This window comes from Bradyrhizobium sp. AUGA SZCCT0431, assembly GCF_018131065.1.
Taxonomy (GTDB): Bacteria; Pseudomonadota; Alphaproteobacteria; order Rhizobiales; family Xanthobacteraceae; genus Bradyrhizobium.
Window position 1 is genome coordinate 123,096 of record NZ_JAFCLR010000006.1, and the last position, 15,973, is coordinate 139,068.

Genomic DNA, 15,973 nt, shown 5'->3' on the forward strand with positions numbered 1-15,973 from the left:
AGATTGCATCAGTGGCGATCGAGCAACACCGCATAGTTTCTAATCGTTCTAAATTGTTGCACCTGAATTTTTAAGCGTTCTAAATTTGCAAGCTGCGCGCGAAACTGAATCACGTGCGGGACGTCAGTTATCAAACGTCAATTCCAAACTGCGCGCCATCTCATCCCAACAAATTACGTAATGCACGGATGAAGACCCGCGAGCCTATTTCGATCAATTCGTCCGGAAAATCATAGTCCGGCTGATGCAGGCCGGGATGCCGCGTGCCCGCCCCCAGGAAAAACATCGCGGCCTTTGACCGGTAGTTGAAACGTCCAAAATCCTCCGACCCCCGCATCGGCAGCCCCTGCCTGGAATACTGCACGCCTTCTGCATCCAGCGCGTTCCGGAGATGGGCGACGGCCGCCGCGTCATTCATGCAATGATTGAACACATCGCGATAGATGATCTCCGCCTTCAGACCTTCGCTTGCCGCCACGCTCTGGACCAGGCTTTCGGCCTGCGCGCGAAGGGCGTCCATTTTCGAATCGGTCAGCGTCCTGAGTGTCGCCCAGACCTCAGCATGACCAGGCGAGATGCCAAACGCCGGTTCCCCCAGCCTCGCATGGGTGACCGTCACCATCGAAAAATCTTCGTCGAGCGCTCCGCCCCGTCCGAGCGCATCGATCTCGCCCAACAGCCTCGCGATGGCTGCCTGCGGCGAAACGCCGAGTTCGGGGCTTGACGCATGCGAGGTTCCCCCGGAAAGTTTGATCTGCATACCGCGAGAGGCGCAGTTGACCAGCCCCTCGGCGATCGAAACTTGCCCAAGGGGAAGTCCCGGCAAATTGTGCAACGAGAACACAAAATCGGGCTGCACCTGCTCAAACTTCTCGTCGGCGAGGACGGCAGCGGCGCCAGATCCATCCTCTTCCGCCGGCTGGAACAGGAGTATGGCACGCCCTCGTTGCGGACGTTGACGGCCCAAGCCGCGCGCCACTGCCGCCAAAATCGTCATGTGGCCGTCGTGACCGCAAAGATGCGCTTTTCCTGGTACCGACGACCGATACGGCAGAGTCGAGATTTCCTGAATCGGCAATCCATCCAGCTCGGCGCGAAGCATGATCGTCGGGCCAGGCGCATCTCCTTGGTAGATCCCGAGCAGGCCATGCCCGCCAAGTCCCGTGACGACCTTGTCGGCACCAGTTGCATGGAGAAGCGCCTGTACGGCTTGCGCGGTCTTCTCTTCCTGCCCTGACAGTTCAGGCTTGCTGTGGAGCTCGTGCCGCCACGCAATCAGTTCCGTCAATTCCCGCTCAGCCAAAAACATGCTCATGCTCATCACGTTCAGCTCAATAGGCCCCGGTTTCGGGCGTTGATGACATCACATAACACCAGGAACGAGTCGCAAGGACAGCAACCCGATCGTTGTCACTCACATCAGGACGATAGCATCGGGTGATGCCGATCTTGAATCGATCAAAATTTGGCATCGAACCAAGCTTAGAACAATTTGAAAGAACCATCGAAAACGATCCAAACCGCTCGCGCGCCTTGCTTAAAAAGCCAGTCATTGGAGCAACAAGCCGAACGTCCTGTCACCATTAGAAATGTTCCAAACCTCTCCGGCAACGCACACGCATGAATGCGCCGTGAGATTTGACGCAACCGCGCTTTTTTGCGAGCAGACTTAGAAGCGATCCAATTCAGCCTGCCCGTCATGTCAAAGGTGAGTCTGTCTCATATGGCCAAGACAAAGAGCACAACCATTAAGTCTGAATCAGTTTTACCGGATCGGATCATTCAGTTGACGGAAAATGCGCCGTACGCACCGTTGGTGGTACGGCACACGGCCGATCGCGCTGCTTTCCTGCCGGAAATACTATCGTTGCACACAAAGCAGGAGCTTTCGGAAATACCCGGGCTTGGGAAGGCGTCGATCGCAACGATCGAGGTCTGGCTGGCCGAGCATGGGCGCAGGTTGCGAATGCCCGGCGAAAGCCTCGATGCCGTCATTTGCCATTTTGGCGCCCGACGCAAGCATACCGGCGAGCACAGGCTTGGGGCACGCCTTCGATCCGGCCTCATCGACGCTAACGATCACCGGCCGTGAACATCATCAGATTCACGAAGCAGACCGCGGGATCAGCGTAGACGGCCAACCGCTAAGCACAGGTCGGCCGGGATCGCACATCAAGACTCATGCGCGTCCGACTGCCTGCATGACGCGCAAATCAGCCGACGGGGCAGCTTGTATTTTTGACGCTAGCGCTGCCTGCAGAGCTTCGACATCCGCACGCAGATTCGGTTTCCAGCCGCAGGTGCATCCGCCATCACACCGATGCTGATCGGCGACTTCCTTGTAGACGGCACCGAGAGCGGACGCAGCGAGACTCATTACCGTCATCGGCGGCAGCTGGGTGGAGCGAAGGACATCGCAGAAGGCGATCATGATGGACCGATGCATCTCGACGCTGGCAGATTCGCTATCAGTATCTTGCTGCATGACTACTCGCATCCTCTCGTTCACGCCATGGCGGGCGGCCGCGGAGGCCACAAGGCGCTCAGAGAACGAACTCTGCGCGGTCAACCCGTCAGCGCAGGGAAATCGATACGCCCTGATGTGATCGCCATCAAGCTATCGCCTGCGTTCCAAACTTTGAATGGCTCGAAACTGTAAAGAACAGGTTGCCAGCATGAACACGCGGACATGAATCTGCGATCTCGCGGCCTGATATGCCCGAGCTTGCCAGAGATTCCTTGCCCTCGATTGAGAGGGCGCAGGGAAGACCGGGTGCGCGCTGCACCCGCGGTCTCGTGTGCGGTTTGCACAAAACAAGGTGCACACGAGCATACAGGGCAGCGGAGAACACCCAGCCTTCCCTGCGCAATGGCTTTACGGCTTATAACGCGATCTCCCCGGTCGGGCCGTGCTCGTTGTCACCGTCGCTCCCTCCAGGCGTTAGCCTATCGGGCGCTTGACGCCAGCATACGGGGCATCAGGACCACGCGTCTTTGCCGTACGCCTCTGTCGCGCTCGTCAGTCGCAACATCGACGTCCATCGCATCCCCGTCCTACGTTCGCGACGATGGCCAACGCCCCTCTGAGCAGGACGGGATGGCGATAGATATGCTCCTGATTTGGCCTTCTGGAAAAGCGAAATCTTTTTTATTTTGGGGATTGACACGATTTCTGGAAATTCGAAGTGATTTGCCCGTCGGGTTGATTTGCCGCACTCCGCCGTCATTGCGCATCGTAAAAGAGGACCATACGGGATGGAACGCCAAAGCCTGGAACGCCAAAGCCCTGCCGATCTCGCCCGCGCGCTCTACACCGCGCTGGCCGCCGGGTGCCGGACTTGTCGGCCTATCGGGGGTCGGCGAAAGCGACTCTGCGACTTTGCGCCCGTCAATATCAGGTTACGGACGCAGCCAGTTCCAGCTCGATATGCGGCACGGCTTCAACCAGCTCGCGTGTGTAAGCGGTTTTCGGATTGTCGAACATCGCCCGGCTCTCGCCCTGTTCGACGATGCGGCCATTTTGCAGCACGATGGTCCGGTCGCACATCATGCGAACGACGTTGAGGTCGTGGCTGACGAAGAGGAAGGCCAAGCCATCCTCACGTCGCAGCCGGTCGAGCAGTTGCAGCACCACCGCCTGTACCGATACATCCAACGCCGCCGTCGGCTCGTCCAGCACCAGGAGGCGCGGCCGGCAGGCGATGGCGCGGGCAATGCCGACACGGGCCTTCTGGCCACCCGAAAGCTGATGCGGGAAGCGCGTCAGCAATTCGACCCCCAATCCGACCCGTCGTGCACACTCCTCCACCCGCTGCCGCAGCGCATCGCCGGGGCGCATGCCACCCAGCCGCAACAACGGATGGGCGATGCAGTCAAAGGCGGTAAAGCGCGGGTTGAGGCTGTCGTTCGGATCCTGAAAGACGATCTGGATATCCTTGCGAAACGGCGAGCGGTGAAAATCGCGGGCCGGGATATGGCCGATCGACTGTCCCTCGAACGCGATCTCGCCCTCGCTCGGATCGATCAACCGGCAGATGATGCGCGACGTCGTGCTCTTGCCGGAACCGGACTCGCCGACCAAGCCGACGCTCTCGCCGGCATTGATCATCATCGAAAAGTCCGCGACCGCCGGGGCCCCCTGATCGAAGCGCTTTGCGAGTTTCTGTACCTCCAGCAGCGGCGGCGTACCCGGTGCAGCCGGCGATTTGGGTGCGATCTGGATCGCCACGTCGCGGCCCCTCTCCTCTTCCGGCACCAAATCCGCGATCCGGGACGTCGCCGTGGGCGAAGCCGCCACAAGGCGCTTGGTGTAGGAATGCTGCGGCGCTCGGAACAGTGTCAGCGGTTCGGCCTCCTCGACCAGCCGGCCTTGCTCCATCACCACGACGCGACGACAGTAACGGGCGGCGAGACCGAGGTCATGGGTGATCAGAATGGTTGCCATACCGCGCTCGGCGGCAATCCCGGTCAACAAATCCATCACGACCTTTTGCGTCGTAACGTCGAGGCCGGTAGTGGGCTCGTCCGCGATAAGCAGTGCGGGATTACAGGAAATCGCCATCGCGATCATCACGCGCTGGCACATACCGCCGGAGAGTTCGTGCGGATAAGCGGCCATCCGCTTTTCGGGATCACGGATTTGCACGGCGCGCAACAGTTCCAGCGCCTGCGCGCGCGCCTGATCCCGCGGCATTCGCTTATGCGCCGTGATGGCATCGGCGATCTGGTCGCCGACGGCGCGGATTGGGTTGAGCGCCGCGCGAGGATTCTGAAAGATCATCGCCATCGCCGCGCCGTGCAGATGACGGAAATCACTCCCTGATATCCGCGTGATGTCCTGCCCGCGAAACCGGATATTGCCTGCCGTGATACGGCCGGCCGCATCGAGCAGCCGCGTGATCGCAAAACCCGTCACGGACTTGCCCGAACCGCTCTCGCCGACCAGGCCGAGCATTTCGCCCGCACCGAGCGACAGTGTTACGCCGCGCACCGCCTCGACGAGCCCGCGCCGTGTCGAGAAGGTGACGTGCAGGTCGTTTAATGCCAGCAGCGATGGTGTCATGTGCGCATGCGGGGGTCGAGAATATCGCGCACGCCGTCGCCGAGGAGGTTGAAGCACAGCACGGTCAGCATCAGCGCCAACCCGGGGAACGCAACCAGCCACCATTTGCCTGTCGAAATGAAGCGCGCGCCTTCGGCAACCATGATGCCCCATTCCGGCGTCGGCGGTTTGACGCCGAGACCGATAAAGGACAGTCCGGCCGCATTGAGGATCGCCCAGCCGAGATTGAGCGATATCTGCACCGCCATGGCCGGCAGCACGTTCGGCAGCAGGAAGCGCAGCACGACCGAGAGGTGGCTGTCGCCGCAAGCGCGCGCTGCTTCGACCCAGCCGACATTGCGGCGGACATTCACCTCCGCCCGCGCAAAGCGGATGTAGAACGGCAGGTTGATGATGGCGGTCGCGATGATGATGTTCTCGACCCGGTTGCCCAGCGCGGCGACCATCGCCATCGCCAGCACGAAAAGCGGAAAGGCCATCACGACGTCGACGAAGCGGCCGACGCCGCGATCGAGCCGGCCGCCGGTATAGCCGCAGATCGCACCGATGACGGCGCCGATGGCAAAGGAGATTCCGACCGCCGAGACGGCGATGGCGAGATCGAGCCGTGCCGCGACGATAAGGCGGCTGAACACGTCGCGGCCGAGCTGATCGGTGCCGGCGATGTGCGCCGCGCTCGGCGGCATCAGGGCCTGCGACACGTTCGAGACGATCGGATCATACGGCACGATCCACGGTCCGAAAATCGCGATCAGCGTGAGCAGGAAGACTCCGGTAGCGGCAACGGCGGTAAGCGGGTTGCCGCGCAAAATCCAGCCGGCATGGCGAAGTGTTGCTGAGGTCATCCGATTGTCACCCGTGGATCGGCGATGCCGTAAAGGATATCCACCAGCAGATTGACGATTACGAACACGGTGGCCATCAGCAGCACAAAGCCCTGCACCGGCGCATAATCGGAGGAGAGCAGCGCATCGAGCGCGTAGGAGGCGACGCCTGGCCAGGAAAACACCTTCTCCACCAGGACATTGGCGCCGAGCATGGTCGAGAACACGATGCCTGCGATGGTGATGACCGGCAGGATGGCGTTGCGCAGTGCATAGGTGACGACGACCCGCCACCAGGGAAGACCAACGGAACGTGCGGTACGCACGAAATCGCTGCCGAGCGAGACCAGCATCGAGGCCCGCGTGATGCGCGCCAGCGGCGCCACCACGAACAGCGCCATGCTCAGTGCCGGCAGGATCAGTTGTCTGAAGGCGGCCCACCATCCATCGATGTCGCCTGCGAGCAGGAAGTCGATCAACAGGAAGCCGGTCCGCCTTGGCGGCAGTGACGCGAAGATATCGACCCGCCCAGTTGGATCGGGCGCGAGCCCGAGCAGATAATAGAAAACATAGATCAGCAACAGGCCCGAAACGAACGTCGGCACACAGACGCCGAGCGCGCAGAAAAACCGCACGCCGTGGTCGATGATGGAGCCCGGTCTCAGGGCCGCCAGTACACCAAGCGGCACCGCCGACACCAGCGCGATCAGCAATGCAGTGAAGGTGAGTTCGAGCGAGGCCGGCAGTCGCTCGCGCAGATCCTTGGTCACGAGCTGGCCGGTCATCATCGACCGGCCTAGGTTTCCGCTGCCGACGTCGTACAAATAGAGCGCCAATTGTTCCGGCATCGGCTTGTCGAGACCCATCTGCTTGCGGATGGCTTCGATCTCCTCCTTGCCGGAATTCGGTCCGGAGGCGAAGAACACCGCCGGATCGCCCGGCAGCACGCGCATCAAGAGGAAGGTGAAGACGAGCACGCCAAACAGCGCCGGCAGCGAGGACAGGAAACGCCTGCCCGCCCGTATCACCGTTGCTCCAAAGGCCGCCATCGTACCCGCCGGTTACTTGCGACTGAGATCGCGATAATCGACCTGCCGGTGGAACTGGTAGGTGTAGCCTTCGACCGAGGCTGCCATGACCGCGTCCTGGCTGGGCTGCCAGAGCGGAATCTGCGGCATCTCGGTGAAATGGATGGCGTTGAGCTTCCTGCCGTCTTCCTCGTACTTGGCCGCATCGGGCTCGAAGCGGGCCTTCTGCGCGATCTCCATCAGTTCGGCATTGTTGATCGACGAGTAGTTCCAGCGCTGATTGCCAGTGTAGAAGTTGCGGTAGAAATAGTCTGGCGAAGGCAACCAGGCGACGATGCCCTCGGTAAAGAAGGGCAGCTTCTTCTCGTTGATCTGCGTCGACATCTGCGCATCCGGCAGCTTCTGGATATCGACCTTGATGCCGATCTTGGCCAGCGATTCCTTCACTAGCGCAGCCATCGGCTCGGCGGTGGAAGCCTGGCCGACGTTAAAGCTGAACGTGGTCGAGAAGCCGTCCGGCATGCCGGCCGCCTTCAGATATTCCTTGGCCTTATCGAGGTCGAGTTTCACCGGCTGCGGTACAGGATAGGCGCCGCTCGATGGCTTGCCATCAGCCCATGTTGCGCCAAACAGCGGCGACCCGCGGCCGAACAGCGCCGCCTTGAACATGTCGTCATAGGGCAGCGCAAAAGCGACGGCGCGGCGAACATTGACGTTGTCGAACGGCGGGATTTGATTGTTCATCGAAACGAAGGTGACGGAATTGTATTGCGGCGTCGAGATCACCTTCAGCTTGGCCTTGGCTTCGAGCGACTGGACGTCGCTCGCCTGCAGATCGACGACGATATCGGCGTCGCCACGCTCGACCAGATTGGCGCGGGTCGCCGGCTCCGGCACCGACTGCACGATGACGCGTTTGAAGAACGCCGACTTGTCGGTCGTGCCGCGGTTCCAGGCCTCGTTACGCACCATGATCACCTGTTCACCCGGCTTGAACGTCTCGATCCTGTAGGCGCCGCTGCCGGCCGTGTTCTCCTTCAACCACGCAGTTGCCCAGGGATCCTCCGCTGTCGCATGCGACTTGGCGACCTTGGAGTTGATGATGATCGGGTAGACGGTGGCGAGATTCGGCAAGGCCAGCTTGTCCGGCTTCGGCAGCGTCACCTCGATGGTCAAGGGGTCGACGACCTTGAACTGATCGGCTGATGTCAACGATCCCGTGAGAAGCTGCGCCTTGCCGAGGATCGGCGCCGTGACGACGCGGTCGAGCGACCACTTGACGTCATCAGCGGTGACCGGTGTGCCATCCTGGAATTTCGCGTCCTTGCGCAGGCGAAAAGTCATCTTCAGCCCGTCCGGGCTGACCTCGTAGGATTCCGCCAGCTCTCCGGTGATCTTGCTGAGGTCAAACACCCATTTGCCATTGAGTTGCTTGCGGCCAAATGACACGAGCCGGTCGTAGGTGCTGAGACTCACCGCAAAGGCTTCGCGGGTCGAACCCGGAACATTCGGCTCGAGCGTATTGACCGATGCGCCGGTGACGTAGCGCAGCGTTTCCGCTCGCGTTTGCGCCTGCACCGATCCGGCGGCCAGTGAAAACGCGACAAAGGCAACCGCCGAAAGCAGACGCCTGGATCCTGTAACGCCCATCGAACTTATTCCCTATTTTGTCAGGTTTATTTTCTGAATGAGAACATCAACTTAAAGCAAGGGATATGCCAACCGGAACCGCCAGAGGCAGGAGCATAGTAGGTATGAGCCGAGCTTCCCAAACGCCGTTGAAAACCGTTCACCGTTCCTCACCCATCGTCGGTGCTTGCCGCACGACGACGGCCTGGGGCACGTCATACGCCTTGAACGAAGCCCAGTGCCGCTCGATGTCCGCGCGAAACAGGCCGCGTGTCAACCCATGCACCAGCTTCGGCACGGCCGTGGTCATCGCATTGATCGATGAGCCCGACGCACCGAAGCTCATGGTGGAGGCGATCGCGAAGACATGTATGTTCGCGATCCACGGTGTTTCACCGGCGACCCGCTCCATCAGCGCGTAGTCGTCAGCGAGATAGGGAAAACGTCGGAGCCGCGGGCTACGTTCGTCCGGCGGCGGCTGGTAGCGGTCGGCCCAGGTCGCGATGTTGGCGGCGCTGTTTCGCAGTTCGGGCCGGCCAGCAAAATTCATGTCGATCCCTGTGCCGCAAATCACGAAGTCGGCTGCGAACACGCCCCGCGGCGTCCGCAAGTCGACGCCGTCGGCCGTTTCCGTGGCGGCTTCGATCGGTGCCCCCTCCTGCAGGCGAAAATTGGGATGACGCGCGCAGCGGTCGTAGGTTGCTTGCGGAAAACCTTCCCGCATCTCCAGAACAGCGCGCATGAAGCGCCAGCGCCAGGCATCATCCAGATCACAGAAGTGACGCAGGAAGCCGCGGAACGTGAGCCAGCGGTAGGGCTGGATTACCTGGATCTCCGCCCTGCGGCAAAACAGGTCCACCTCGGCCGCGCCTGCCTCCAGTGCGGTCGCGGCATTGTCGAAGGCCGAGGCGCCGGCGCCGATCACCGCAACATTCTTGCCGCGCAAGCGGGCGAAGTCGATCGGCTGGGCCGCATGCGCGCAAACCGACGACGGCAGATGGCGTAGCGGCTCCGGCATGGTCCAGTCGCCCATGCCTTCCTGCCCCGTCGCCAGCACAATCTTGCGCGCAAAGACAATATCGAAACCATCAGCCGTTTGCACCTTGGCCGCGAGCAATCCACCGGCCGCAGGCGAGATCTCGATGACCTCGCAACCATTCCGCACCGGCAGGTCCAGCACGCGCCTGAACCAGAGCAGATATTCCGCCCACAGCGCGCGCGGAATTAGATCGAGATTGCGCCAATCCTCTTCGCCGAACCGCGCCTCGTGCCAGGACTGATAAGTCAGGCTGGGAATATCAAGGTCGGGCCCGGTGAAATGCTTCGGACTCCGCAGCGTATGCATGCGGGCGTAAGTCAGCCACGGTCCTTCCTGCCCCTCCTCGGATTTGTCGAGCACGAGGATGTTGCTCACCTGCGAGCGCATCAGCCCGAACGCTGTCGCAAGACCTGATTGCCCGGCGCCCACCACGAGCACGTCCAGCGCGGGTCTGCCGTCGGGCCCAAGCTTCGGCGTCAGCCACGCAGCATCCGGATGCGCAGTCTTGGCAAGATCGGCGCGAACCTGGGCTTCGAGAGCGAGCAAGCTATTCATGCCGCGAGCCAACCGCCATCGACCACCATGACGGTGCCGGTCGTAAAGGAAGACGCATCGCTGGCAAGATGGAGCGCGGCCTGGGCCACCTCCACCGCTTGGCCAAATCGCTTCATGGCATGGCGGTTGCGGGACGCTTCGCGCACCGGCTCGGGGTCCGCGTGACGGGCAAAACTCCGTCGCAGCATCGGTGTGTCGATGGCCCCCGGCGCGATCGCATTGACGCGGATCCCGTCCGTGGCGAAATCCACCGCCATCGTCCGGGTCAGGCTGATGATGGCCCCCTTCGCGGCGATATAGGCGCTGTTGCCCTTGCCGCCGGCGATCGCAAGTTGCGAGGCGAGCGTGATGATCGAGCCGCTGCCCTGCCGCTGCATCTCCGGCACTGCCGCGCGCGCCCATAGCCAGGTGCCGCCGACATTGGTCCGAAACACCGCGTCCCAATCGGCGGGATCGGTGGTCAGAACGGTCCCCCCGCAGGAAAAGCCGGCTGCAGCCATCAGCACGTCGAGCCGGCCGCGCCGCGCCATCACGTCGCTAACCACAGCTTGTGCGAAATCGGCCTCGCTGACATCGCCGACATGGAGCGATGCTTCACCCTTCACGCCCTCGATCGCCGCCAGCGTCTCCTGCAAGCCCGCACTGTCGCGATCGACCAGCGAAACAAAAGCGCCTTCCTTCGCGAAAAGCACCGCGCTGGCCCGGCCAATGCCGGAGCCGGCGCCGGTCACGATCGCCGTCCGTCCTGCCAGTCTCATGTCAGGCTTTCCCTCGATGTTCTTTCCACCAGTTGCTCAGTTCGACGACGGAATCGGCGCAGCCAAACCGTGCGCGCCAGCCGAACTCGTCCGCCATGCGCGTGACCGAAAGCGGCGCACGGTCGGCTGGACTGTGCAGATCGACTGACGGCGCTTCTCCCGCCTCTGCCAGCCGACAGATCAAGCCGGGGCACAATGCGGCCAAATCCTGCCCCCATTGCAGCACCGGCCATTCCACGCCGGTCGAAATATTGTAGAGCTGATGCTTCGGCTGCTCCGCCTCGATCAGCAAGGTCACGGCTTCCGCGACATCCACAGCGTAGATCCAGTCCCTGACGCCCGGACGCGACAGAACGGCCTCGCGTTTCTCCTGCATCGCGGCCAGAATCTGCACCTGCGGGCTTGGCGTGTCGCGCACCTCGTTGCTCCGCTCCCACGGGCCGAATACGGCGCTCAGCCGAACGCTGACAATTTGGCATTGCCATAGGGTGGAAAGGCGCGCGGCCACTTTCTCCGACGCGAGTTTGGTAATGGCGTAGAGCGAAGCCGGATCGCAAGGCGTCTCCTCATCAAGCACCGCGTTCCGGAATGCGCTGGCGCCGTAGGCAGCTGCGGACGACAGATTGATGATGCGCTTGACGCCAGCGCGCTGCGCCGCGATCAGGACCGGCATCTGAGCCAGCAGGTTGACCCGCAGAATGGTCTCGGGATCCTTTGCCTCGCGCTCCGGACCGGCCGTGATTGCGGCTCCGAGAATGATCGCCTCATAGCTAGCTGCGATCGCCTGCCCGACGGCATTCTGATCGGTGATATCGCCCTGGATGACGGTCAGCCGATCCGCGTGAGAGGCAAGATCCCTGGCTGCGTCAGGCGGCAAGCCCGCGCGGTCGAACAACGTCACCGCATGACCACGCGCCAGCAATGTCGCGGCGATATTGAGCCCAACAAAACCGGTGCCGCCGAAAACAAGGATTCTCATTTCTCAATCCGAACTCGTCGCGACGGACAGATCACAAGAGCCTCGCCCCGAAATTCTGTTCCGGGTCCATATCCGATACCAGCCGGCCGGTCGGCTTCGCCGCCTCTCCTCCCGTGCGTGCGAGGAAACGCCCTGAGCCTGCTTCGACCGAACGTTTGCCGTCCGACACGATGACGCGCCCGCGCGATAGCACGGTCACCGGCCAGCCGCGCAGCTTGCGGCCGGCGAAGGGCGTATAGCCAGTGAGGTCATGCATCATTTCATCGCTCAGCGTCACCTCTCGCGCCGGGTCCCAGATCGCGATATCCGCATCGGCGCCAACCGCGATCGAGCCTTTCCGCGGATGCAGATTGTAGATCTTTGCAGGTGCCGTCGCGGTCAGTTCGACGAATTTCTCGAGTCCCAGGCGTCCCCTGGAAACCATGGCGTCGAACAGCAGCGGCAACCGGACTTCAAGGCCCGGCAAACCGTTCGCCACCTGCTTGAAATTGGGATTGGGGCCGGCCCGCAGTTTACCGGTTTCGTCGAATCGGTACGGCGCGTGGTCGGACGACACGGTCTGGAGATCGCCGAGCGCCAACGCCTGCCACAGCGCTTCCTGGTCGGCGGCGCGCCGCGGCGGCGGGCTGCACATCCATTTGGCGCCTTCCACGCCGGGCTTGTCGAGATCATCGGCAGTGAGAAAGAGATATTGCGGGCAGGTCTCCGCGAACACCTTCAGCCCCTGCCCGCGCGCATCGCGGATGACCTTGGCGCCTTCCGCCGTCGAGACGTGGAAGATCATGATCGGTTGGTCGATCAGCGCAGCCATGCCAATCAATCGCGTGAACGCCTCCGCTTCCGAAACGCGGGCGTGGCTGATAGCGTGATATTTCGGATGGGTATAACCGCGCGCGAGCAGCCGCTTCACCATCCAGGAAATGATCCCGTGGTTCTCGGCATGGGCGCAGAGCATCGCGCCGCCGTCACGCGCCGCCAGCAGAATGTCGAGCAGCGGCTCGTCATCGATCTTCAGGCGGTCATAGGTCATGAAGATCTTGATCGAGCCATGGCCCTGCTTGATCAATGCCGGCAGATCCGCTTCCAGCGTTTCCTTTGTCGGATCGGCGATGATCATATGAAAGGCGTAGTCGATCACCGCGCCCTTCTTGGCCAGCGCATGATAGTCCTCCATCACCTGCGGCAGTTTCATGCCGACGTGCTGGGCCGCGAACGAGATCACGCTGGTGGTGCCGCCGAACGCCGCCGAGACCGTCGCGCTCTCGAACGTGTCGGCGTTCATGATACCCGCGGCCGAAAGCTGTTCGATATGGGCGTGGCTGTCGACGCCGCCGGGCAGCACCAGCTTGCCGCGCGCATCGATCTCGCGTCGCCCGGCCGGCAACCCGCGGCCGACCGCGACGATCGTCTCACCGGAAATGGCGACGTCGGCCTCGAACACATCGCTGACGGTCGCGACGCGTCCGCCGCGAATGAGAAGGTCGTAGGCGGGTTCGGTCATGGCAAACTCTCCAAGTATCAGGTCCTGAATCGCAAGTCGGGCGTCCGCTGCATAAAAGCACAGATCATGTCGCTACACTCCCTTGCGCTTTGGGAGCAGACAGTGGACCATGCATCGCTCGATGGCATGGTCATTGCTTCCATCGAAGTCTCTTTGCGCCTCGGCCCCACGGCATCGGCCGATGCGCCGTCCAGCAGGAAAACATGATGTCCAGGAAACGCATTCTCGTCATCAATCCCAATTCAAATCGCCTCGTGACGCAAGGGCTGGAAGACGCACTTAAGCCGCTCGGCTTTGAGGGCGGACCGGAGATCGTCTGCGAAACGTTGGCTGAAGGGCCCTACGGGATCGAAAGCCAGGCCGATGTCGATGGCGTGGCGATGCCGCTGCGCCGTCTCGTCGAAGGCGATAACCATTCGGCCGCCTTTGTGATCGCCTGCTACAGCGATCCGGGTCTGCATGTCTGCCGCGAAGCAACCGATCGGCCAGTGTTCGGCATCGCCGAATGCGGCGTGCTGACGGCGCTCGCGCGCGCCGAAACGTTCGGCGTCATCGCAATCGCGCAGCGCTCGATTCGCCGCCATGTCCGCTACCTCAGGCAAATGGGATTGATGGATCGCCTGACGCGGGAGCGCCCCCTCAACATGAGCGTGGCGGAGACGGCGTCGGGCGAAGGAACGCTCGCGAAGATGATCGAGGTCGGGCGCGCGCTCAAGGACGAAGACGGATCTGGCGCCATCGTGATGGGCTGCGCCGGCATGGCGCGTCACCGCAGGCCGCTGGAGCAGGCGCTCGGGATTCCCGTGATCGACCCGACCCAGGCGGCCGTGACCATGGCGCTGGGCACCGTACAGTTCGCGCATCACTGACTCTGCTCGGACGTTTCGGCCGCTCCGTTGCGCGCGAGCCACTGCGCGTGGCTTTCGCGCGTCAGCGCGAAGGTATCGCGCTGGGCGGCGTAGAGATTGCCGAACAAGCGCCCGATCGGCCGGTAGGCGTCGAAATCGACATACATCCTCTCCGGATCGATCAGGCCGTCGCGGGCATGCAGGCGCAGCACTTCCCCCACAAGGAGTTCGCGGCCGGGCCCGAAAGCAAGTGCAACATGTTGCCGGCATTCCAGCGCAAAGGGGGCCGCCGCCAGCCGCGGCACGGCGACATCGACCGATGGCAATGTCTTCAGCCCCGTCGCCTCCACTTCGCTGCTGCCGGAGGGAAAGTCGACGGCACAGTCGTTCATCGTGGCTGCGAGCGCCTCGTCGACCATATGCACGACGAACTCTCCGCTGCGGTGGATGTTGCGGGTGGTGTCCTTGGGGCTGTGATCGGCCTTGTGTTGCAAGCCGAGCACCACGAGTGGTGGATCTTCGGAGAACACGTTGAAGAAGCTGAACGGTGCCGCGTTGACTTTGTTGTTCTCGTCGAGCGTGGTGACCAACGCGATCGGCCGTGGCACCACGACCCCACACAACAACTTGTACCGGTCGTGCGGATCAAGTTCGCGGAAGGAGATGCCCGACATCTAGTTTTCCGGAGGCGGCACCGCACCGGTGCGGCTGGTAATCAGGCCATAATGCTCGATGCGGCGGTGGTTGGCGAAGTTGAAGATGGTTTTCTTGCCGAAATCGGTGGCGTCGAGGTCGCAAGGATACACCAGCAATTCGTCTTCTTCGGTTTTCGCCTCGACGACGATCTCGCCATCCGGATTAACGATCAGGCTGCCACCGATCAAGGGGTGGCCATCCTCGACCCCGGCCTTGGCAACGCACACGACCCAGGTAGAGTTCTGGTAGGCGCCGGCCTGCGCTGACAGCCGATTGTGGAACAGCCGCTTCTCGGGCCCCTCCTCGCTCTTCTCGGCATTGACCGAGGGCGTGTTGTAGCCGATCAGCACCATCTCGACGCCTTGCAGGCCCATCACGCGGTAGGTCTCCGGCCAGCGCCGGTCATTGCAGACGGCCATGCCGAAGATTCCGCCGAGCGCACGCCAGACGTTGAAACCGAGATCGCCGGGCTCGAAGTAGCGCTTCTCCAGATGCTGGAAGGCGCGTTTCGTGTCGAACTCAGAATGACCGGGCAGATGAACCTTGCGGTACTTGCCGACAATTGTTCCGGACTTGTCGGTGAGGATGCAGGTGTTGAAATGATGCCCATCCGGCGTCAGTTCGGCGTAGCCAAAATTCATTGCGATCTTGTGGTGGGCCGCCCTTTCAAACAAGGGCCTTGTCGCCGCGTTCGGCATCTCGCGTTCGAACCACGTGTCGACCTCAGCCTGGCCCTCCATGTACCAGCGCGGAAAGAACGTGGTGAGGGCAAGCTCCGGATAGACGATCAGATCGGCGCCCCTCGCCTTGGCTTCATCCATCAGCGCGATCATGCGCTTGACGACGGTTTCGCGGCTGTCGGCTTTCTGAATCGGACCCAACTGGGCGGCGGCAACATTGATGACGCGCATGGATACCTTTCTGGGCGCTTCCATTTAAGGCGGCGCTTGCATGAAAATGAAGCAGCAGCCTGTGAAGCTCGGAGTCTTGTCCGGCTCAATCGAGCCAGCAGTTAAAGTTTTGGTTCACACGAAGTCAATTCCGGAGACAGTCC

At 62.0% G+C, this 15,973-nt stretch carries 14 protein-coding genes; 2 read left to right on the plus strand and 12 right to left on the minus strand.

The genetic code is table 11. The features are described from left to right. Nucleotides 1-160: 160 nt before the first annotated feature. Entirely contained in the window at nucleotides 161-1,309 is a 1,149-nt protein-coding gene (locus tag JQ567_RS07410) for an amidohydrolase (protein WP_212438318.1), read from the minus strand. Between the two features lie 414 nt (nucleotides 1,310-1,723). On the opposite strand from JQ567_RS07410, the gene JQ567_RS07415 reads away from it, so the two are divergent. Beyond that, entirely contained in the window at nucleotides 1,724-2,092 is a 369-nt protein-coding gene (locus tag JQ567_RS07415) for a hypothetical protein (protein WP_212438206.1), read from the plus strand. Nucleotides 2,093-2,179: 87 nt separating this feature from the next. Here the strand turns inward: JQ567_RS07415 and JQ567_RS07420 are convergent, their stop codons facing one another. The 9 genes from JQ567_RS07420 to hydA form a co-directional block, all read right to left on the minus strand. Further along, complete coding sequence (locus JQ567_RS07420; protein ID WP_212438207.1) at nucleotides 2,180-2,485, minus strand: hypothetical protein; 306 nt, start codon at nucleotides 2,483-2,485, stop codon at nucleotides 2,180-2,182. Between the two features lie 909 nt (nucleotides 2,486-3,394). Continuing rightward, complete coding sequence (gene nikE / locus JQ567_RS07425) at nucleotides 3,395-5,062, minus strand: ABC transporter ATP-binding protein (RefSeq protein WP_212438208.1); 1,668 nt, start codon at nucleotides 5,060-5,062, stop codon at nucleotides 3,395-3,397. Further along, nucleotides 5,059-5,907 (minus strand): ABC transporter permease, encoded by an 849-nt coding sequence (locus tag JQ567_RS07430; protein ID WP_212032481.1) that lies wholly within the window; start codon nucleotides 5,905-5,907, stop codon nucleotides 5,059-5,061. Before JQ567_RS07430 ends, nikE begins: the two co-directional genes overlap by 4 nt. After that, entirely contained in the window at nucleotides 5,904-6,935 is a 1,032-nt protein-coding gene (locus tag JQ567_RS07435) for an ABC transporter permease (RefSeq protein ID WP_212438209.1), read from the minus strand. Before JQ567_RS07435 ends, JQ567_RS07430 begins: the two co-directional genes overlap by 4 nt. 12 nt (nucleotides 6,936-6,947) lie before the next feature. Beyond that, on the minus strand, nucleotides 6,948-8,564 hold the full coding sequence (locus tag JQ567_RS07440) for an ABC transporter substrate-binding protein (RefSeq protein WP_212438210.1): 1,617 nt from the start codon (nucleotides 8,562-8,564) through the stop codon (nucleotides 6,948-6,950). 139 nt (nucleotides 8,565-8,703) lie between these two features. Beyond that, nucleotides 8,704-10,137 carry an NAD(P)-binding domain-containing protein gene (locus JQ567_RS07445; protein ID WP_212438211.1) on the minus strand — a complete coding sequence of 478 codons (1,434 nt, stop codon included), beginning with the start codon at nucleotides 10,135-10,137 and terminating at the stop codon, nucleotides 8,704-8,706. Then, the gene (locus tag JQ567_RS07450) at nucleotides 10,134-10,895 is read right to left on the minus strand and encodes an SDR family oxidoreductase (RefSeq protein WP_212438212.1); all 762 of its coding nucleotides are present in this window, start codon (nucleotides 10,893-10,895) and stop codon (nucleotides 10,134-10,136) included. Before JQ567_RS07450 ends, JQ567_RS07445 begins: the two co-directional genes overlap by 4 nt. 1 nt (nucleotide 10,896) lies before the next feature. After that, the gene (locus JQ567_RS07455; RefSeq protein ID WP_212438213.1) at nucleotides 10,897-11,874 is read right to left on the minus strand and encodes an NAD(P)-dependent oxidoreductase; all 978 of its coding nucleotides are present in this window, start codon (nucleotides 11,872-11,874) and stop codon (nucleotides 10,897-10,899) included. 31 nt (nucleotides 11,875-11,905) lie between these two features. Further along, nucleotides 11,906-13,375, minus strand: a complete 1,470-nt coding sequence (gene hydA / locus JQ567_RS07460; RefSeq protein ID WP_212438214.1) for a dihydropyrimidinase — start codon at nucleotides 13,373-13,375, stop codon at nucleotides 11,906-11,908. A 206-nt stretch (nucleotides 13,376-13,581) separates the two neighbouring features. Here hydA and JQ567_RS07465 point away from each other — a divergent pair, with 206 nt between their 5' ends. Further along, nucleotides 13,582-14,244, plus strand: a complete 663-nt coding sequence (locus JQ567_RS07465; protein ID WP_212438215.1) for an aspartate/glutamate racemase family protein — start codon at nucleotides 13,582-13,584, stop codon at nucleotides 14,242-14,244. On the opposite strand, the gene JQ567_RS07470 is transcribed toward JQ567_RS07465, so the two are convergent. Beyond that, complete coding sequence (locus JQ567_RS07470; RefSeq protein WP_212438216.1) at nucleotides 14,238-14,897, minus strand: flavin reductase family protein; 660 nt, start codon at nucleotides 14,895-14,897, stop codon at nucleotides 14,238-14,240. The two genes, JQ567_RS07465 and JQ567_RS07470, sit on opposite strands and share 7 nt — an antisense overlap. Further along, complete coding sequence (locus JQ567_RS07475) at nucleotides 14,898-15,830, minus strand: N-carbamoyl-D-amino-acid hydrolase (RefSeq protein ID WP_212438217.1); 933 nt, start codon at nucleotides 15,828-15,830, stop codon at nucleotides 14,898-14,900. It abuts the gene before it with no gap. Nucleotides 15,831-15,973 lie beyond the last annotated feature (143 nt).